Here is an 18,402-nt window from a genome sequence, read left to right on the forward strand (position 1 = left end):
CTGTCCGCGAAGTACCCACGGCTTTGCGCAGCTAATCAGGTGCCGTCGGCCAGCTCGGATTCGTCCAGGCCCGAACGCAGCTTCTTCAGTGTCGCAGCCAGCAACCGCGACACCTGCATCTGGGAGACGCCGACGCGGCGCGCGATGTCCGACTGGCTCATCCCGGAGCCGAACCGCAGCGCCACGATCTTGCGCTCCCGGTCCGGCAGGCTGTCCAGCATCGGGCGCAGCGCCTCCCGCAGCTCGGCCTGGCCGAGCTCGGCGTCCGGCGCCCCGAACCGCGTGTGCGCGGCGTTCTCCAGCAGGTGGTCGAGCGACGCGCCGTAGCGGCCCTGACCGGCGCGAAGGCCTTCGTAGACGTCTTCGATGGGCACGCCGAGCCGCGCGGCGATCTCACTCGGGCGCGGTGCGCGCGAGAGCTGCACGGTGAGCTCTTCGCGGGCGCCGGAGATGTTCGCGTTCAGCTCTTTCAGCCGCCGCGGCACCCGCACCGACCAGCTGTTGTCGCGGAAGTGGTGGCGCAGCTCGCCGGAGATGGTGGGCACCGCGAACGCCAGGAAGTCCGTGCCCTGCGCCGGGTCGAACCGGTCGACGGCGTGGATCAGCCCGACCGTGGCGATCTGGACCAGGTCCTCCATCGCCTCGTCGCGGTTGCGGAACTTGCGCGCCAGGTTGCGCGCCAGTTCGAGGTGGTTGCGGACCAGGGTGTCGCGGATGCGCTCCCGTTCCGGGGAGTCCGCCGGCAGCGCGGCGAGGTGGGTGAACAGCGCGCCGACGTCGAGGCCCGTCCCGCTGCTCCCGGCGGCATCGGTCACGAGCCGGCCGCCTGGCTCTCCCGGACGAGGTCGACCCGGGACAGGTAGCGCCCGTCCTCGGGGGTCACGGTCCGCTCGGCCGAAGTCGCGAGCGCGGTCAGCAGCTGCCAGGAGAGGCCGGTGTCGTCCCCGTGGTCGGGCGAGTCCGACAGCACGGACACCGAAACCTCGATGCGCGGCCCGCTCCAGGAGAAGACACAGGTGAGCTTGCCGTCCGAAGCGGCGGGCAGCAGCAGTGAGCACGCCTCGTCCACCGCCATCCGGAGGTCCTCGACGGCGTCGAGGTCGAAGTCCTGGCGCATCGCGATGTCGGCCACGATGGTGCGCAACGTCGGCACCACGTGCGGGATCGCGGCCGTCCGCACCTCGATGACCTGCGCGCCTCCCGGCACGAGCGGGGCGTTGTCCTCCACGTTTGTTCCTTTCTCCGCACTCGCGCTGGGTGACTTGCGGTGTCCCTCGACGCCCGGTCAGCGAGATGCCCGTGGTGTGAGCAAACCAAACCCGCGTTTGATCCGCTCCACCGGCGGGCACATAGCGGTCGACGTGCTGATCCGGGGAAAGGCAGGAACGAGATGGCTGACGTGAGCCGGCTGCCCACTGTGGTTGCTGAAGAGTGGGAATGGCAACTGCGCGGCTCGTGCCGGGGTGCGGACAGCAGTCTCTTCTTCCACACCGACAACGAGCGGGGTTCGGCGCGCGAGCGGCGCGAGACGCGGGCGAAGGCCATCTGCCAGGCCTGCCCGGTGCTCGCCCAGTGCCGCGCGCACGCGCTGACCGTGCAGGAGCCCTACGGCATCTGGGGCGGCCTCGGCGAGATCGAACGGCGGCAGCTGTTCCTCCGGCAGCGCCGGGCCGAGCGCAAGGCCGTCAGTGCGCACTGAACAGCACCGTGAGCAGGCAGGATCCGATCGCACGTGACCACTCCACGCGAAAGGGCGGCGGCCGTGGCGGGCTCGGTCGCCGGCTGGGTTAGGGTTGGTCCCGGAGTTGCCTTGACCGTGTCCGGCGCGGGGTCCCGCCCGGGCTGTGAAAGGCACGGTGACACGGTTGCCGCTTGAGACAACAGGCGCGTACCCGGCGCAGGAGCAGCGCCTGACGAGGAGAAACTGCATGCCCGCAGCCGACCAGAACGCCACCCCGCCCGGGTTCGGCATCACGCTGGACACCGAAGCGACGGAGCCCCGGGTGGTGGTCACGGGTGAGCTCGATCTGCTCACCAGCCCGCAGCTGCAGGAGGCCTTGGCCGGCCTGATCGCGGACAAGCGCGCGCAGCGGGTCGTCGCCGATCTGACCGGGGTGACCTTCTTCGACTCTTCCGCGCTGAACGTGGTGCTGCGCGCCCAACGCCAGGCCGGCGAGCAGGACGTCCAGCTCGCGGTCGTCCCGAGCCCGGCCGTCAGCCGGGTGATCGAGCTCACCGGCGTGGCCGAACACCTGAGCGTGTCGGAGGACCCGCAAGCCTGATCCCCCGCTACGGTCCTGCGGTCTGATTCTGGTTCGCGGATCCTGGGGGCGGCACGATGATGGGGCGCACACATGCCCTGACCGGGTGGTGCGCGGGCCTGGCCATCGCGCCCGCGGTCGGCGCGGGCTCGGTGCACCAAGCGGTGGTCTTCGCCGCGACGACAGCGGGCTTCGCCCTGCTGCCCGACCTGGACCACCCCGGCGCGAGCGCGTCCCGGCTCCTCGGCTGGCTGACCGGCGCCCTGTCCTGGCTGCTGCGCCGCGTCTCGGCGGGCATCTACGCCCTGACGAAGGGCCCCCGCGACGAGAACGTCACGGGCAAGCACCGCCACCTCTCCCACACGGTCCTGTTCGCGGCCGGCCTGGGCGCGCTGACGTCCTGGGGCACCGAAACGGGCGGCCCGTGGGCCGTGGTCGGCGTGGTGGTCTTCGGGTTGATGCTGGCGGAAGGCGCGCTGGGCGACTGGCTGCTGCCGGTGAGCGGCGCGGCGGTGGCGTGGTGGTTCTTCACCGCCCCACCGGACCGCGCGGGCGAGCTGGCCTCGATCACGGGCTGGCTCGGCGTCGCGGTCGCGGCGGGCTGCTTGACGCACTGCCTCGGTGACGCACTGACCGAAGCCGGCTGCCCGTTCCTGTTCCCGGTGCCCATCGCGGGCGAGACCTGGTACGAGATCCGGCCGCCGCGGGCGTTGCGCTTCCGCACCGGCAAGAAGGTGGAGAAGCGGCTCATCTTCCCGGTGTTCGCGGTGCTGGCGGTCCTGCTGGTGCCGGGGGTCTGGGACTACTCGGTGAGCACGTTCCAGCGCCTGTTCATCCCGCCGGCGAGCCAGCAGGCGACGACGCCGTGAACCGGCGGATCCGCTCCGCCGCCGCGGCCGTGTCGCTGTAGTCGCGGGAGCGCGTGATCCGGCCGTCGGCGATCGTCATGACCATCACGTACGAAGAGGCGAACGTCTCGCCCGCCATCTCCCCGTGCAGGTCGAACTCCGCCACCAGCACCGCCGGGTCCGCCGTCTCGTGCACGACGACGTTCTCCGCCTTGACCAGCCGCCGGACGCCGCCCGCGGCGCGGAAGCGGCGGCGGAGCTCCTCGCGGCCCTTCGTCAGCCGGGGCACGCCGGCCGGGGTGAAGGGCATCTCGACCACCACGTCCTCGGCGTACAGGTCGGCGAGGTCGTCCCAGCGGTTCGCCACCGAAGCCGCCAGGAACCGGTCGAACACCTCGCGCGCCGGGCTCGGCAATCCTGTCGCGGCCGTGACGTTCTCGGACACGGTGTGTGGCATCGGAATTCTCCTGAGAAGATGTGCGTTGAATCGGAACGGTGCACCCGCTTACGACAATACGGAGCTATCGTTCCGGTTGTCAACGAGGAGGAACTCGATGGAGAAGACCGGCCTGCGGGCGGACGCGCGGCGCAACCGGGCGAAGGTCCTGGCTGCCGCCGAAGAGGCGTTCGCCGCCGACGGGCTGGCCGTGCCGCTCGACGACATCGCGCGGCTGGCCGGCGTCGGGGCCGGCACCGTCTACCGGCACTTCCCCAGCAAGGAAGCGCTGTTCCAGGCCGTCGTCCTCGAGCGCATCACCCAGTTCACCGAAGAGGCCCGCAGCCTCGCCGACGCGGCCGACCCCGGCGAAGTCTTCTTCGGCTACTTCGTCCGCGTCATCAAGCAGGCTTCGCTCAACCGCGCCATCTGCGACGCCCTCACCGAGGCCGGCGGCATCGGCTTCAAGGCCGACGCGGGTGACGACTTCCGCGGCGCCTTCGGCGTGCTGCTCGAACGCGCGCAGGCCGTCGGCGCCGTCCGCACCGACATCGACGGCGACGACCTGCGGGCGCTGATGGTCGGCTGCCTGGCCGTCGAGCGGTACGCGCCGGGCAGCGGGCACCTGGTCCGCGTGGTGGTCGACGGGCTCAAGACGCCGTGACCGGCAGTTGCCGGGCCGGGTCACCGGTTCGGCAGCCGCCGGAGGTGTGTAACGAGAGTTAAGATCGACGCGAGTTTCCTCGTATCTGCGCTGCGCGTGGCGAGGGGGTGCCCGGATGTCCACCCGACCCAGCTGGGGCTCCGCCGTGGTGATCGGGCTGGCGGGCTTCGCCACCGGATTGCTGGTGGCCGCACTGCTCGTCGCGGGCCGTCCGACCCCGCCTCCCGTCGAGTCCACCCAGCCGGCGCCGACGTCGTCCGCACCGATCCGGCCCGTCACGGTCACGGCCCCCGCCCCGCCCGCTTCCACGGTCACGGCCGTCGAAACCGTGCCGCCGACGACGTCGACCACCCTCGTGCAGGTGACGGTCTCGCCGACGCCGTCGACGACCACCCCGACCCCGACGTCGACCTCGCTGGTCGCCACCACCAGCCAGGACTGAGCGCTAGCTGTTCTGTCCGGGGAGGTTGCGATCGGTGCGACACGTGACCGGATGATCTTGGCATAAGGGAGGGCCTCCGGGTTCGGTGTGGATTGCGACGTCTACACCGACCAACGGAGACCCTCGTGACCCACGCTAACGCACCCCTGACCCCGACCGGCAGACTGCGCCTGGCCCGCTGCGTCGTCGAGGACCGATGGCCACTGCGACGAGCAGCGGAACGATTCCAGGTATCGGTCTCCACCGCCGCACGATGGGCCACTCGGTACCGCAACCAGGGCGAGGCCGGGATGACCGACCGTTCCTCCCGGCCCCGGACCAGCCCGAACCGGACACCCAGCCGCACCGAACGGCGCGTGATCAACGTCCGGGTGACCCGGCGGTGGGGCCCGGCCCGCATCGCCTTCCTGCTCGGCCTGAACCCCTCGACAGTGCATCGGGTCCTGACCCGCTACCGGCTGGCCCGGCTGGCCCATCTCGATCGGGCCACCGGCCGCCCGGTCCGCCGCTACGAGCACGCCGCCCCCGGTGATCTGGTCCACGTCGACATCAAGAAACTCGGCAACATCCCCGACGGCGGCGGCCACAAAGTCCACGGCCGCATCATCGGCGGGCGCAACAGCGCCGCCCACCGCGACCCCGCCCGGCCCCGCAAGGTCGGTGGCCGCGCGAACCTGGGCTACAGCTACCTGCACAACGCCGTGGATGACCACTCCCGGCTGGCCTACACCGAGATCCTGACCGATGAGACCAAGGAGACCGCGGCCGCGTTCTGGACCCGGGCTCGAGCGTTCTTCACCAGCTACGGCATCACCGTGACCAGGGTGCTGACCGACAACGGCTCCTGCTACCGCTCACGTCTCTGGCGCGACACGCTGCGCGACACGCAGATCACCCACAAACGCACCCGGCCTTACCGGCCGCAGACCAACGGCAAGGTGGAGCGGTTCAACCGGACTCTGCTCGAGGAGTGGGCCTACAGCCGGCCTTACCGCACCGAGACCGAACGCCGGGCGGCGCTGCCGGGCTGGTTGCACACCTACAACCACCACCGAGGACACACGTCACTAGCTGGTCAACCACCTGTCAGCCGCGTTCTCAACCTCACAGGGCAATACAGCTAGCCGACGTCGCGGCGGCGCCAGCCGATCAGCCCCGCGCCCAGCGCCACCACCGTGACCACCAGGAGCCAGACCAGCGGCGTCGCCACGAACGGCTGGCTCGGGAGCTTCGGCGGGTGCTGGAACGGCGAGACGTCCAGCACGCCCTGCGGTGCGTTGACGATCGGGCCGAGCAGGCTGATCAGCAGCGCCAAGGCGCCGACGCCCCAAGCCGCGGCCGAGTAGGCCGGCCGCAGGCCGAAGAGCGTCACCGCCAGCGCGATCACCACCCACGTCGCGGGCAGCTGGACCAGCATCCCGCTCAGCACGTCACCGACCGAGCCGCCGACGTCGTGGGTGCGCAACCCGTTGGCCAGCCCCAGGAACAGGCCGCCGGTCAGCAGCAGCAACGCCGTGCCGAGGAACGCGAACACCAGGTGCCCGCCCGCCCAGCGCAGCTTGCCGACGCTGGTCGCCAGCACCGGTTCGAGCCGGATCGCCGTCTCCTCGCCGCGCATCCGCAGCACGGCCTGGATGCCGTAGAGCGACGCGACCATCGCGAACATGCCGGCCATCGTGGCGAGGAACGCCTGCGTGAGGCCGTGTGCGCCGCCGAGCCGTTCCATGATCTGCTGCGCCTGCGGGCTCGAGCCGACGAGACCGCCGATGCCGCTGGCGATCGAGCCGAACACCGCGCCGACGACGGCCATCCCGATCGTCCAGCCGAGCAGCGGGCCGCGGTGCAGCCGCCAGGCCAGCGCGAGCGGGGACCGCAGGCTCGCGGCCGCCCGCGCCGGGCCCGGCCGCGGCGGCAGGAAACCGACGCCGACGTCGCGGCGGGGGAGCAGCCAGTACGCGGCCGCGCCGATCACCAAGGCCAGCGCCACCGGCAGCAGCAGCACCCACCAGCGTTCGCCGGCGAACGCGCGGATCTGCTGCACCCAGCCGATCGGCGACAGCCACGACAGCCAGCGAGCGTCCACAGTGGAGTCACCCGCGCCGCGCAGCAGGAACGCGGCGCCGACCACGGCCGTGCCGATCCCGTTGGCCGTGCGGGAGTACTCGGCGAGCTGGACGGCGACCGCGGCGACGGCGGTGAACACCAGCCCGGCCAACGCGATCGACGCGCCGAAGGCGAGGGAGCCGGCCGCGGGCAGGCCCGCGCCGACCATCGAGCCGACCTGGATCAGCCCGATCAGCACGCTCGCCGCGCCGGCCACCAGCACCCCGGCGGTCAGCGCCGCGTACCGGCCGACGACCGCGGACGCGAGCAGCTCGGCGCGCCCGGTGTCCTCCTCGGCACGCGTGTGCCGCGTGACGGTGAAGACCGCCATCAGCCCGATCAGCAGCGCCAGGAACCCGCACATGCGCCAGGCGATGAACCCGCCCGCGCTGGTCAGGTCGAACGGCGGCCCGTAGAGCAGCGCGTACGACGGGTTGGCGGTCGCGCCCGCCTGCAGCGCGAGGCGGTCGGCGCCGGTCGGGTAGAACTGCGCGAACGTCTTGACGGTGCTCGCCGGGATGACGCTGAGCAGCACGATCCAGATCGGCAGGGTCACGCGGTCGCGGCGCAGCGCGAGCCGCGTCAGGTGCCAGGTGCCGGCCAGTTCGTGGGCCGGCGCGGTTTCGGTTTCGCGGGCGAGGGTCGCGGTCACTTCGCGCTCGCCTCGGTCGTGTAGTGCCGCAGGAACAGCTCTTCCAGCGTCGGCGGCCGGCTGACCAGGCTCCGCACGCCGACCTGGGTCAGCTGGCGCAGCGCCTCGTCGAGCGAGCGCGTCTCGACGTCGAACCGGACGCGGTTGCCGTCGACCTTGAGGTCGTGGACGTTCGCCAGCGTCGCCAGGCCGTTGGGCGGTCCGGCGAGCTCGGCGGTGATCGACGTCCGCGTCAGGTGGCGCAGCTCGGCGAGCGTGCCCGACTCGACCGTGCGGCCGCCCGAGATGATGCTCACCTTGTCGCACAGCGCCTCGACCTCGGCGAGGATGTGGCTGGAGAGCAGCACCGTGCGGCCCTGTTCGCGCTCCTCCTGGATGGCGTACTGGAACGTCGCCTCCATCAGCGGGTCGAGCCCGGACGTCGGCTCGTCGAGGATCAGCAGGTCCACCCGGGACGCCAGCGCGGCGACGATGGCGACCTTCTGCCGGTTGCCCTTCGAGTACGTCCGCCCCTTCTTCTTCGGGTCGAGGTCGAACCGCTCGAGCAGGTCGGCGCGCCGCTTCTCGTCGAGGCCGCCGCGCAGCCGGCCGAGCAGGTCGATCACCTCGCCGCCGGAGAGGTTGGGCCAGAGGTTGACGTCGCCGGGCACGTAGGCCAGGCGGCGGTGCAGGCTCGCCGCGTCCTTCCAGGGGTCGCCGCCGAGCAGCCGGACGTCCCCCGAATCCGCGTGGAGCAGGCCGAGCAGGACCCGGACGGTGGTCGACTTCCCGGCGCCGTTCGGGCCCAGGAATCCGTGTACTTCCCCAGTAGGTACCTGCAGATCGAGGCCGTCCAGGGCCTTCGTCCGGCCGAACGACTTGTGCAAGCCGGAGATCGCGATGGCATTTTCCATGCTTCGGAAGCTACACTGATTTCACGAAGTTGTGAAGTTAAGAAAATGTCTAGACTGAGTGATCTTGACTGGGTGGTGCGAGAGGATGGCCGGATGACGACGCCTGACACGAAGCGAGATGAAGACGCCGTCCGCCGGTACGTCGAGAGCTTGGCCCTGGTGCTCTCGCAGATCGGGATGCAACGCATGTCCGCGCGGGTGTTCGCGGCCCTGATGACCACCGACGAAGGCCGCCTGACCGCGGCCGACCTGGCCTCGCAGCTGTCGGTCAGCCCGGCCGCCGTCTCCGGTGCCGTGCGCTTCCTGGAACAGATCGGCCTGGTCGCCAAGGAACGCGAGCCCGGCGAGCGCCGCGACCACTACCGCCTCTTCGACGACCTCTGGTACGCCACGTTCCTCAAGCGCGACCGCATGATCATCATGTGGCGCGACGCGGCCGAGAACGGCATCGACGCGCTGGGCGAGGGGTCACCCGCCGGCGACCGGCTCGCGGAGATGCGGGACTTCCTGTCGTTCATGCTCGGCGAGCTCAACGACATGTACGAGCGCTGGCACAAGATGCGCGAAGAGAAGAACCGCGCCAGCTAACGTCGAGGCGTGATCCTCCTCCTCGCCGCCCAAGCGGTCTACGTCAAGCGGACGACGCCGCGGCTGCCCGGGGCCGCCGGGCCTGTCGACGGCGTCGTCGCGGGCGCGGGGGAGCCGTTCCGGCTGGCCGTGCTCGGGGAGTCCACAGTGGACGGCGTCGGCGCGGCCACCCACGAAGAGGCGCTGACCGGCTGCCTCGCCCGTGAGCTCGCGACGGGCGGCCGGGCCGTGCGCTGGCAGGCCGTCGGGCGGACCGGGGCCAACGCCCGGACCGTCCGCGCCGAGCTGGCGCCGCTCGTGGAGCCCGCCGATCTCGTGGTGATCGCCCTCGGCGTCAACGACACGATCGAGCTGCGGACCGCCGCCGGCTACCGGCGTGACCTGCTGGCTCTCGTCGTCGACCTGCGCCGCCGGCTCGGGCCGGTAGACGTCGTCCTCGCCGGCGTGCCGCCGATGGCGCGCTTCCCGTCGCTGCCGCGGCCGCTGCGGGACGTCCTCGCCGCCCGGTCGACCGCGCTCGACGCGGCGGCCGCCGCCGTGGCGCGCGTTCCCGGCGTCACGCACGTGCCGATGGCGCCCGGCCTGCTCGACCCGGCGGCCTTCGCGCCGGATCGCTTCCACCCGGGCCCGGCGGGCTACGCGCGGTGGGCGCAAACGCTTGCCGCCGCACTCTCGGTGATCAAGTAGCCGCATTCCGTCGATCTTCGGAAATTCTCGGGCATTCGTGTATCTGGCGGTCCCGCCACTGCGTCCTGTGGAGCAGCCAAGCACGGAGATCGGATCGGGCAGGGGGTGCCGGGTTCGGAGGAAAACGCGGTGGCCGGGAGCCGAGGGGGCCCCCGGACGCCGTCGGCCGGGTGCCCTTCGGGGGAGGGGTCATCCGGCGGGGCCCGTTGGGGAGCGGGCCCGTGAGGGAGGGGAGTACCGGCCGGCGCGAGTCCACACGCCTGCGTCGGCCGGTACCTCCCCCGCAGCCGTTGACCGCGAGCGTGACCGACGAACTAAGAGACTTGATGTATCCGAGATCCACCTGCACGCTCCTTCCCCCCGAAGGACCCGCGATACTGCCGAAGCCGACTCGAAGACGTTTCCGAAGAGGGGCAGATACGGTGACCGACGTGCAAACCGCAGAGGTTGATCCTCCTTGGGAGGGCCTGACCGGCGCCGAGCTGCATGCCGCCTGCATGCACGCGGCGAGAGAAGGCGACCGCCAGGCGATGGCCCGCCTGGTCGACGAGCTCACCCCGCTCGTCTGGCACGTGGCCCGGGCCAACGGGCTCGACCGCTCGGTCGCCGAGGACGTGGTCCAGACCGTGTGGCTCGCCCTCTTCAGCCAGCTCGGGAAGCTGCGTGATCCCAAGGCGCTCGCCGCCTGGTTGATCACCACGACCCGGCGCGAAGCGACCCACCCGCACGGCCGCCGCATCCAGCCCGTCCCGCTGAGCGACGAGGTGGCCGAAGCCATGCCCAGCACCCAACCGGCTCCCGAAGACGAAGCCGTCCGCGCCGACCGCGACCGCCGGGTCTGGCGCGCCTTCGTCCGGCTGCCCCACCGCTGTCAGGAGTTGCTCCGGCTGACCGTCCTCGCGGGCCGCGCGGAGTACCAGCTCGTCGCCGAAGCGCTGCGGATGCCGCGCGGCAGCGTCGGACCGACCAGAGGGCGCTGCCTCGACCAGATGCGCGATCTCCTCGCCAGTGAAGGGGGAAGCCGATGAACGACCTCGGGACGCCGGGCGAGGCCTTTTCCGACGACGTGCTCCTGGCCGACATCGGCCGCTTCCTCGACGAGCTGGACCCGCCGCCGGACGACCTCGTGCAACGGGTCCAGTTCGCGCTCGCGCTGGAGGACCTCGACGTCGAGGTCGCCCGCTGGGAACGGCTCGACACGCTCGCCGGCGTGCGCGGCACCGGCACCGGCACGATCACCTTCACCGTCAGCGACCTCACCGTGATGATCAACCTGACCAAGATCGGCAAGCAGCACCGCATCGACGGCTGGCTGGTGCCGGCCGGCCAGTACGGCGTCGAGGTGCGGGTGGCCGAGCACGGGACGACGTCCACGACCGCCGACGAAGGCGGCCGGTTCGTGCTCGACAACGTGCCCCGCGGGACCACGCAGATCCTGGTGCACCTGGGTGACGTGACGTGCCGCCGGACCGTCGTCACCCCGACCGTCGTTCTCTAGCCCAGGAAGTCGGCGAGGGGGACGGGCGTGAGCCCGTCCTTCTTCGCCTGCTCGACGAACGCCGTGTAGTCCTCTTTGAACGTCTTCCGGAAGTGCATCAGCACGATGTCGCCCGGCTTGAGCTTGTCGCCGGCCTGGAACTGGACGTGCCCGTCGTTGACCGCGGCCGTCCACAGCACCGCGACGCGCATCCCGCACGCGGCCGCCGCGCGCAGGGTGTTGTGGTCGTAGTTGCCGAACGGCGGCCGGAACAGCACCGGCCGGACGCCGAGGCCCCGCTGGAAGTCGTCGGCGTCGTCGCAGATCTCCTTGCGCTGGAACTCGAACGGCTTGCCCTTGAGGTTCGGGTGGTCGACCGTGTGGTCGCCGAGCGTCGCGCCGGTCGCGTCGAGGATCTGCTTGAAGTAGGCCTCGTGGCCCTTCACGTACTTCTGGTTCAGGAACAGCACCGGGTGCGTGCCGGACTGCTGCATCAGCTTGAGCGCGTCCGGGTCCTTGACCGCGCCGTCGTCCATCGTGAGGAAGACGTACGGCTTGTCGGTGCTGATCTTGCGGACGACCTGGACTTCGCCGTTCGCCGCGGCGGGCGCCTTCTGCTGCACGGTGCCGAACGCGTAGGGCCCGGCAGGCGTCGAGCCGGGGCCGCCGCCGGGCGCCGGGTTCGGCTGGCTGGGCTCGGGCGGCGCCGGCTGGGCGCTCGAACACGCTGCGAGCGTCAAAACCGCTGCGGCCACCACTGCTGTCACTCGTCCGTGTCGCTTCTTGCTGAACATCCCCACGTCCCCCTTTCACGCGGTAGTCGAGGACTACCCGAAAGGGTGACGCGGGGGTGGGGCGCGAAGTTGCGTCAAACGATCTTGTGTGGCCTGGCGCACCCAGGTCAGTGCCCGGTTTCGGCCGCCTTGACCAGCTTCGCCGAGAACAGCCGGATGACGTTCTTCAGGCCGGCGGCCAGGATCGGGCCGCTGCCGCGCACGGGCTCGGTGAACGAGCCGGTCCAGCGCAGGTGCGTGCCGCCGTCGACGGTCGGGGTGAAGAACACCTCGGCCCGGTAGTCCTTGATCGGGTTGTTCCCGAAGAACGTGTAGACGTGCCGGCGGTCCTGCTCGTACTCGACGGTCTCCTCCTTGATCAGCACCGGCCACAGGCCGACCGCGCGGACGGCGCCCACGCCGTTCGGCTCATCGGTGCCCTGCCGGGCCCAGCTCGCCTGGATGATCAGTGGTTTTCCCCACTCCGCCCAGCGCGGGCCGTCCGCCTCGCGCGCGAACAGCGCCGCCGGTGGCGCCGTGCTCGTGCGGTTGACCTCGAAGGAGTACTTGCGGCCCACCGGAACCTCCCGCGTTGTTGACAGGTCGATAATTAAGCGTTCCCGGCAGCGTAGGTCAAGATGGGGGCGTGAGCACGCCGCGTCCCGACATCGCCGCGCCGCACTGGCTCGTCCAGCTGCTGCGGAGCAAGCCGGTCCCGGTGCCCTGGAACATGGTCGCCCGGGCCGTGCTCGCCCTCGCCGTCCCGCTGGCCGTGGGCTTCGCGGCGGGCGACATCGCCGTCGGCGCCCTGATCTCGACCGGCGCCCTGCCCGCCGTGCTGTCCGAGTCGGCGGGCCCGTACCGCTACCGCGCGCGACGCCTGGGCGGCGCGACGCTCGCCGCGACCGCCGGGTACGTCGTCGGCCTGCTGACCGGCGGTACGCCGGCGCTGTCCGTGCCCGCGGTGATCCTGGTCGCCGCGGTGTCCGCGCTGATCAGCGCGGCCGGCAGCAACGCCTCGGTCGCCGGGCTGCAGATGTTCGTGTTCTGCGTGCTCGGCACCGGCCAGCACGCGACCGGCGTCCGCGTCGAGATCCTGCTCGGCTACTTCGGCGTCGGCGCCGCGTGGAGCCTGCTGGTCGCGCTCGTCACCTGGACGGTCCGCGCGACGAGCGCCGAACGCAGCGCCGTCGCGCACGTCTACGTCGAGCTGGCCGCGATGCTCTCGGCGACCGACGAAGCCGTCTCGCGGGTGGCCCGCCACCGGCTGACCACGGCCATGAACACCGCCTACGACCAGCTGCTCACCGCGCGCTCGTGGCTCTCCGGCCGCGACGCCGCCTACCGCCAGCTGCTCAACCTGCTCTCGGCGACGACCCCCGCGGTCGAGGCGTCGGTGGCGCTGGTCAACGCCGGCCGCCGGGTGTCCGGCGACGTCATCGACCACTTCGTCGCGCTGTCGGCCGCGGTGCTGGCCAGCCAGCCGCTGCCCGAACCGCCGCCGGAACCGGCCGACGACGCCGACCCGCTGCGGGCCGCGCTCTACGCCGGGCTGGTCCGGATCGGCAAGGGCGACGACCGGAAGCGCCGGGAGCAGGCTCCCTGGTACCGGCGCCTGCGGGACTGGGGGCGCTCGCTCGCGTCCGGCCCGCTGACCTGGATCGCCGCCCTGCGGCTGACGCTGTGCGTCGCGATCGCCGAGGTCGTCGGCCTGCTCGTGCCGCTGGAGCGGTCGTACTGGCTCACCCTGACCGTCGGCATCGTGCTGAAGCCGGACTTCGGCTCGGTGTTCGGCCGCGCGGTCCTGCGCGGGATCGGCACAGTCGTCGGCGTCGGGATCGGCGCCGCCGTACTGGTCGCGGGCGGGCGCGGCTGGATCCTGGTGGCGCTGATCGCGATCTTCGCCGGCGGCGTCGCGGTCGGGAAGGTGCGCAACTACGGCATCCTCAGCGCGTTCGTCACGCCGTTGATCATCCTGCAGATGGACCTGGCGAACACCGCGAGCTGGGACGTCGTCGTGGCCCGGCTCGTCGACACGGTGCTGGGCTGCGTGATCGTCCTCGTCTTCGGGTACCTGCTGTGGCCGGGAAGCCGTCGTCCGCAGGTCGGCGGCCGGCTGGCCGACGGGCTGGACGCCGTCGCGAAGTACGTCGAGTGCGCGCTGGTCGAGGCGTCGTCGGGGGAGGCACGGCTGGCGCGGTCCCGGGCCCGGCGCGGGGCCTACCGGGCGCTGGCCGACCTGCGGACGGCGTTCCAGCAGGTCGTCGTCGAGCCGTCGGCCAACGGCCGCCAGGCGGTGGCGTGGTGGCCGGTGATCGCCGCGCAGGAACGCGTCGCGGACGCCGTCACCGAGGTCGGCGTCACGATCGGGCGTGGGGTGGCGCCGCCGGCACCGTCGGACGTCGAGCTGCTGACGACGGCGATCGAGGAGCTCGCGGCGTCGATCCGCGAGCAGCGGGCGCCGGAATCGGTGCCGCTGCCCGACAGCGAACAGCTGGCCGGCGTGGTCGACCAGCTCGAGTCGGCGTTCGACGCCGTCCGCGGGCCGGACCTGGTCGAACACACGCCGTTGCGGCTGGTCAGGCGGTTTTTGCCCTACCACAGGCGTACGTGACACGAGTGCTGTTCAATGCACTCATGGGAATCGACTTCGACGCGTTGAAGGGCAAGGCCGAAGACGCCTTGCGGGAGCACAACGACAAGATCGAGCAGGGCCTCGACAAGGCGGCCGACTTCGCGAAGTCGAAGTTCGCCGGCCACGACTCGCAGATCGACGGCGGCGTCGAGAAGGCGAAGGACTTCCTCAACAAGTTCGACAACACCCCGGACAACCCGCCCCCGGCCGCCCCGCCGGCCCCGCCCGCTCAGCCGTAGTCCCCGAAAGCCGTGAAGGACTCCTTCCCGGCTCTTAAGGCCGGTAAGGAGTCCTTCACGGCTTTTACTGGACCTCGCCGGTCGCGACGCCGTCCGCGAGGCCGGTGATCCGGCCGCCGCGCTCGCCGAGGGCGATCAGGCCGTCCCGCGCGTCCGGGGCGGTCAGGCTGATCCGGACGCCGGCCCGCTCGGCGTCCAGGCCGGCCGCAATCGCTTGCGCGCCTTCGTGTCCGGCGTTGATCGTCGCCGCCAGGCCGCCGGTCGAAGCCAGCGAGCCGCGCGCGGCGCCGAGCCGTCCGAGAGCCTCGTCGACGATCGGGAGCAGCGCGTCCCGGTTGCCCTCGGTCATCGCGCGGACGAGGTGCGGGTTCGACCCGGCGACGCGCGTCCCGTCGCGGTAGGAGCCGGCCGCGAGCGACATCGCCAGCGGGCCGCCTTCGGCGCCGATGGTGGCGAGGATCGCGGCGAGCAGGTGCGGCAGGTGGGAGATCCGCGCGACGGCCTCGTCGTGCGACTCCGCGGGCAGCGGCACGACGTGCGCGCCGAGGTCGAGCACCAGCTGCGCCACCTCGGCCCAGGCTTCGAGGTCGGTGTCGTCCTCGACGCCGACCACCCACGCGGCGCCCCGGAACAGCGCGGCGTCGCTGGCCAGCCAGCCCGAGTGGGACGTCCCGGCCATCGGGTGCCCGCCGACGTAGCGCGTGTACGGCACCCGGCGGCGGACGGCGTCGAGCACCGGCGCCTTGACGCTGGTGACGTCGGTGAGCAGGCAGTGCGACGCGTGCTGGGCGACCAGGCGCAGCAGGTCTTCGACGGCCGGCAGCGGCACGGCCAGCACGACCAGCGCGTCGTCCGCGGCAGCTCGGTGCAGCGCGGCCTCGACGTCGGTCGTGACGTCGAACCCCGCTCTGCTCGCCGCGTCGGCGTCCACTTCGGAAACCGCCGCTCCCCACGCCGTGCGGCCGCTCGCGGCCGCCGCGCGCAGCAGCGAACCGCCGATCAGCCCGAGCCCGATCACGCATACGTCTCGCACGGGGTTCATCCTGCCAGTGCCGGACGCCTCCCGGGCTACAGCGCGGCCGCGAGCCGCGTGCCCTGGTCGATCGCGCGTTTTGCGTCGAGTTCGGCGGCGACGTCGGCGCCGCCGATCACGTGCACCGGCCGCCCGTGGTCCCGAAGCTCGTCGGCGAGGGCGCGCACGGGCTCCTGACCGGCGCAGACGACGACCGTGTCGACTTCCAGCAGCCGCGCCCGGCCGTCGACGGTGATGTGCAGACCGGCGTCGTCGATGCGGTCGTAGGTGACGCCGGGGATCCGTTCGACGCCCTTCGCCTTCAGCGCGGCGCGGTGCACCCAGCCGGACGTCTTGCCGAGCCCGGAACCGATCCCGGACTTCTTGCGCTGCAGCAGGTAGACCTGCCGCGGCGACGGCTCGGGCTTCGGCTCGGCCAGCCCGCCGGGCGCGCGCTCGGGATCGGTGACGCCCCATTCGGTCATCCACGCGTCGAGGTCGAGCGCGGGGGAGCCGAGGTGCGTGAGGAACTCGCTGACGTCGACGCCGATCCCGCCCGCGCCGATCACCGCGACCCGGTCGCCGACCGGCTTGCCGTGCCGGACGACGTCGACGTAGGACAGCACCTTCGGGTGCTCGATGCCGGGCAGCGACGGCACCCGCGGCGCGACGCCGGTGGCCACCACGACCTCGTCGAAGTCGCTCAGGTCCGCCGCGGTGACGCGTGTGCCGAGGTGCAGCTTCACGCCGGTCACCTCGAGGCGCCGCTGGTAGTAGCGGATCGTCTCGGCGAACTCCTCCTTGCCGGGGATCTTCCGCGCGATGCCGAACTGGCCGCCGATCTCGTCGTCCGCCTCGAACAGCTCGACGCGGTGGCCGCGCTCGGCGAGCGCGGTGGCGGACGCCAGCCCGGCGGGCCCGGCGCCGACGACGGCGATGTGCTTGACGCGCCGCGCCGGGGTGAGCGTCAACGTCGTCTCTTGGCCCGCGCGCGGGTTCACCATGCAGGACACGAGCTTGCGCTTGAAGGCGTGGTCGAGGCAGGCCTGGTTGCAGGCGATGCACGTGTTGATCTCGTCCTCGCGGCCGCTCTCGGCCTTCCGGATCCACTCCGGGTCGGCGAGGAACGGCCGGGCCATCGACACCAGATCGGCGTGGCCGCTCGCCAAGGCCTCCTCGGCGACCTGCGGCATGTTGATCCGGTTCGACGTCACCACCGGGATCCCGACGTGCGGCTTGAGCTTCCCGGTGACCCAGGTGAACGCGGCGCGTGGCACCGACGTGACGATCGTCGGCACGCGGGCCTCGTGCCAGCCGATGCCGGTGTTGATGATCGTCGCCCCGGCGGCTTCGACGTCCTTCGCGAGCGCGACGACGTCCTCCCAGCGCTGGCCGCCTTCGACCAGGTCCAGCACCGAAAGCCGGTAGATGATGACGAAGTCGGGCCCGACCTTCTCGCGCGTCCGCCGCACGATCTCGACGGCGAACCGGCGGCGCTTCTCGGCCGTGCCGCCCCAAGCGTCGGTGCGCTTGTTGGTGCGCTCGGCCAGGAACTGGTTGATGAGGTAGCCCTCGGAGCCCATGATCTCGACGCCGTCGTAGCCCGCTACGCGCGCGAGAGCGGCGCAGTCGGCGAAGGCGCGGATCTGCTGACGCACGCCGTAGCCGGTCAGCGCGCGCGGCCGGAACGGGTTGATCGGCGCCTTGCGGCTCGACGCGGAGACGCTCAGCGGGTGGTAGGCGTAGCGGCCCGCGTGCAGGATCTGCAGCGCGATCTTGCCGCCTGCCTCGTGCACCGGCGCGGTGAGCTGCCGGTGCTCGCGCGCCTCGGCGGCCGTCGTCAGCTTCGAGGCGAGCGGCAGCAGCCAGCCGGTGCGGTTCGGCGCGAAGCCGCCGGTGACGATCAGCCCGACCCCACCGCGGGCGCGTTCGGCGTAGTACTCGGCCAGCTCGGGGAAGTGCGCGGCCTTGTCCTCCAGGCCGGTGTGCATCGACCCCATGATCACGCGGTTGCGCAACGTCGTGAAGCCGAGGTCCAGCGGGGCCAGCAAGTTCGGGTAGTCGGTCATCAGGCGTCCTTCTCGTGGTGGAGAGCAGCGAGAACTTCGTCGAACCACTCGACCTGGCCCTCCTCGACGCGGATGCCGCCGCGCAGGACCAGGTACTGGTGCAGGTGCCGGCCGTGGAGGGCGCCGGGCGCGGGGAAGTCGCGCTTCTCGATCTGGCGGTAGACGTCGAGGCGTTCGGCGTGCGCGGAGCGGTGCCGGACGATCTCCGCGGCGACCGCGCCGGGATCCCCGAAGCTCGCGCCGCGGATCTTGACCGCGAGTTCTACCGGCCCGGCCGACGGGTCCGGTTCGCCCAGCCAGCGGACGAGCTCGGCGCGTCCGCCTTCGCCGACCGTGTAGACCTTCTTGTCCGGCCGCCCCGACTGCGCGACGACGTCGACGGCGACCCAGCCGGCTTCTTCCATCCGCTTCAGCACGCGGTAGATCTGCTGGTGGGTGGCGCTCCAGAAGAGCCCGATCGACTTCTCGAACCGGCGCGTGAGCTCGTAGCCCGAGCCGGCGCGCTCGGACAGCGAAACGAGGATCGCGTGCTCCAAAGCCATGGTCCGAGGGTGCTATGCAACTAGGTGCAGTGCAACGAGGCGCGCATCACTTCACCCACCCGGGTGGGGCAAAACGGGTCG

22 protein-coding genes are annotated in these 18,402 nt (G+C 71.7%); 12 read left to right on the forward strand and 10 right to left on the reverse strand.

Annotation, left to right across the window (positions count from 1 at the left end; translation table 11 throughout):
• Positions 1-35: 35 nt before the first annotated feature.
• Together MUY22_RS13880 and MUY22_RS13885 are read right to left on the reverse strand one after the other, a co-directional pair.
• The gene (locus tag MUY22_RS13880) at positions 36-815 is read right to left on the reverse strand and encodes a SigB/SigF/SigG family RNA polymerase sigma factor (RefSeq protein WP_247060050.1); all 780 of its coding nucleotides are present in this window, start codon (positions 813-815) and stop codon (positions 36-38) included.
• Entirely contained in the window at positions 812-1,228 is a 417-nt protein-coding gene (locus tag MUY22_RS13885; RefSeq protein WP_247060051.1) for an anti-sigma factor, read from the reverse strand. Before MUY22_RS13885 ends, MUY22_RS13880 begins: the two co-directional genes overlap by 4 nt.
• A gap of 162 nt (positions 1,229-1,390) precedes the next feature.
• Between MUY22_RS13885 and MUY22_RS13890 the strand changes: the two genes are divergently transcribed.
• From MUY22_RS13890 to MUY22_RS13900, 3 genes are all read left to right on the forward strand, one after another.
• Positions 1,391-1,699 (forward strand): WhiB family transcriptional regulator, encoded by a 309-nt coding sequence (locus MUY22_RS13890; RefSeq protein ID WP_247060052.1) that lies wholly within the window; start codon positions 1,391-1,393, stop codon positions 1,697-1,699.
• Positions 1,700-1,928: 229 nt separating this feature from the next.
• Positions 1,929-2,282 carry an STAS domain-containing protein gene (locus tag MUY22_RS13895; RefSeq protein ID WP_247060053.1) on the forward strand — a complete coding sequence of 118 codons (354 nt, stop codon included), beginning with the start codon at positions 1,929-1,931 and terminating at the stop codon, positions 2,280-2,282.
• Positions 2,283-2,341: 59 nt separating this feature from the next.
• Positions 2,342-3,130, forward strand: a complete 789-nt coding sequence (locus tag MUY22_RS13900; protein ID WP_247060054.1) for a metal-dependent hydrolase — start codon at positions 2,342-2,344, stop codon at positions 3,128-3,130.
• Here the strand turns inward: MUY22_RS13900 and MUY22_RS13905 are convergent.
• On the reverse strand, positions 3,093-3,566 hold the full coding sequence (locus MUY22_RS13905; protein ID WP_247060055.1) for a nuclear transport factor 2 family protein: 474 nt from the start codon (positions 3,564-3,566) through the stop codon (positions 3,093-3,095). The two genes, MUY22_RS13900 and MUY22_RS13905, sit on opposite strands and share 38 nt — an antisense overlap.
• 97 nt (positions 3,567-3,663) lie before the next feature.
• Here MUY22_RS13905 and MUY22_RS13910 point away from each other — a divergent pair, with 97 nt between their 5' ends.
• The 3 genes from MUY22_RS13910 (at position 3,664) to MUY22_RS13920 (ending at position 5,775) form a co-directional block, all read left to right on the forward strand.
• Positions 3,664-4,209, forward strand: coding sequence for a TetR/AcrR family transcriptional regulator (locus tag MUY22_RS13910; RefSeq protein WP_247060056.1), 546 nt, complete (start codon positions 3,664-3,666; stop codon positions 4,207-4,209).
• A gap of 115 nt (positions 4,210-4,324) precedes the next feature.
• Complete coding sequence (locus MUY22_RS13915; RefSeq protein WP_247060058.1) at positions 4,325-4,651, forward strand: hypothetical protein; 327 nt, start codon at positions 4,325-4,327, stop codon at positions 4,649-4,651.
• Between the two features lie 125 nt (positions 4,652-4,776).
• A complete protein-coding gene (locus MUY22_RS13920; protein WP_247060060.1) occupies positions 4,777-5,775 on the forward strand; it encodes an IS481 family transposase in 999 nt (332 codons plus the stop codon).
• Here the strand turns inward: MUY22_RS13920 and MUY22_RS13925 are convergent.
• The gene (locus tag MUY22_RS13925) at positions 5,772-7,406 is read right to left on the reverse strand and encodes an ABC transporter permease (protein ID WP_247060062.1); all 1,635 of its coding nucleotides are present in this window, start codon (positions 7,404-7,406) and stop codon (positions 5,772-5,774) included. The two genes, MUY22_RS13920 and MUY22_RS13925, sit on opposite strands and share 4 nt — an antisense overlap.
• Positions 7,403-8,299, reverse strand: coding sequence for an ABC transporter ATP-binding protein (locus MUY22_RS13930; protein WP_247060064.1), 897 nt, complete (start codon positions 8,297-8,299; stop codon positions 7,403-7,405). The genes MUY22_RS13925 and MUY22_RS13930 overlap by 4 nt, the downstream gene beginning before the upstream one ends.
• A gap of 93 nt (positions 8,300-8,392) precedes the next feature.
• Between MUY22_RS13930 and MUY22_RS13935 the strand changes: the two genes are divergently transcribed.
• The 4 genes from MUY22_RS13935 (at position 8,393) to MUY22_RS13950 (ending at position 11,072) form a co-directional block, all read left to right on the forward strand.
• Positions 8,393-8,887, forward strand: a complete 495-nt coding sequence (locus tag MUY22_RS13935) for a GbsR/MarR family transcriptional regulator (RefSeq protein WP_247060066.1) — start codon at positions 8,393-8,395, stop codon at positions 8,885-8,887.
• 9 nt (positions 8,888-8,896) lie between these two features.
• On the forward strand, positions 8,897-9,574 hold the full coding sequence (locus MUY22_RS13940) for an SGNH/GDSL hydrolase family protein (RefSeq protein ID WP_247060068.1): 678 nt from the start codon (positions 8,897-8,899) through the stop codon (positions 9,572-9,574).
• A gap of 422 nt (positions 9,575-9,996) precedes the next feature.
• Positions 9,997-10,602 carry an RNA polymerase sigma factor gene (locus MUY22_RS13945; protein WP_247060070.1) on the forward strand — a complete coding sequence of 202 codons (606 nt, stop codon included), beginning with the start codon at positions 9,997-9,999 and terminating at the stop codon, positions 10,600-10,602.
• Positions 10,599-11,072, forward strand: a complete 474-nt coding sequence (locus MUY22_RS13950) for a carboxypeptidase regulatory-like domain-containing protein (protein ID WP_247060072.1) — start codon at positions 10,599-10,601, stop codon at positions 11,070-11,072. The genes MUY22_RS13945 and MUY22_RS13950 overlap by 4 nt, the downstream gene beginning before the upstream one ends.
• On the opposite strand, the gene MUY22_RS13955 is transcribed toward MUY22_RS13950, so the two are convergent.
• Both MUY22_RS13955 and MUY22_RS13960 read right to left on the reverse strand, forming a co-directional pair.
• Positions 11,069-11,809, reverse strand: a complete 741-nt coding sequence (locus MUY22_RS13955; RefSeq protein WP_247063870.1) for a polysaccharide deacetylase family protein — start codon at positions 11,807-11,809, stop codon at positions 11,069-11,071. The genes MUY22_RS13950 and MUY22_RS13955 overlap by 4 nt on opposite strands.
• 143 nt (positions 11,810-11,952) lie before the next feature.
• Positions 11,953-12,402: an SRPBCC family protein gene (locus MUY22_RS13960; RefSeq protein ID WP_247060074.1), complete on the reverse strand. Its 450-nt coding sequence runs from the start codon at positions 12,400-12,402 to the stop codon at positions 11,953-11,955.
• Between the two features lie 68 nt (positions 12,403-12,470).
• Here MUY22_RS13960 and MUY22_RS13965 point away from each other — a divergent pair, with 68 nt between their 5' ends.
• Together MUY22_RS13965 and MUY22_RS13970 are read left to right on the forward strand one after the other, a co-directional pair.
• Complete coding sequence (locus tag MUY22_RS13965) at positions 12,471-14,438, forward strand: FUSC family protein (protein ID WP_247060076.1); 1,968 nt, start codon at positions 12,471-12,473, stop codon at positions 14,436-14,438.
• Positions 14,439-14,461: 23 nt separating this feature from the next.
• Positions 14,462-14,698 carry an antitoxin gene (locus MUY22_RS13970; protein WP_247060078.1) on the forward strand — a complete coding sequence of 79 codons (237 nt, stop codon included), beginning with the start codon at positions 14,462-14,464 and terminating at the stop codon, positions 14,696-14,698.
• 64 nt (positions 14,699-14,762) lie between these two features.
• On the opposite strand, the gene MUY22_RS13975 is transcribed toward MUY22_RS13970, so the two are convergent.
• Genes MUY22_RS13975 through MUY22_RS13985 form a run of 3 tightly spaced genes read right to left on the reverse strand, consistent with a single transcriptional unit; the run spans position 14,763 to position 18,321 of the window.
• Positions 14,763-15,740: a prephenate dehydrogenase gene (locus MUY22_RS13975; RefSeq protein ID WP_256475894.1), complete on the reverse strand. Its 978-nt coding sequence runs from the start codon at positions 15,738-15,740 to the stop codon at positions 14,763-14,765.
• Positions 15,741-15,766: 26 nt separating this feature from the next.
• A complete protein-coding gene (locus MUY22_RS13980; RefSeq protein WP_247060080.1) occupies positions 15,767-17,779 on the reverse strand; it encodes an NADPH-dependent 2,4-dienoyl-CoA reductase in 2,013 nt (670 codons plus the stop codon).
• On the reverse strand, positions 17,779-18,321 hold the full coding sequence (locus tag MUY22_RS13985) for a PadR family transcriptional regulator (protein WP_247060082.1): 543 nt from the start codon (positions 18,319-18,321) through the stop codon (positions 17,779-17,781). The genes MUY22_RS13980 and MUY22_RS13985 overlap by 1 nt, the downstream gene beginning before the upstream one ends.
• Positions 18,322-18,402 lie beyond the last annotated feature (81 nt).

Origin of the sequence: Amycolatopsis sp. WQ 127309 (assembly GCF_023023025.1) — a bacterium.
GTDB lineage: Bacteria > Actinomycetota > Actinomycetes > Mycobacteriales > Pseudonocardiaceae > Amycolatopsis.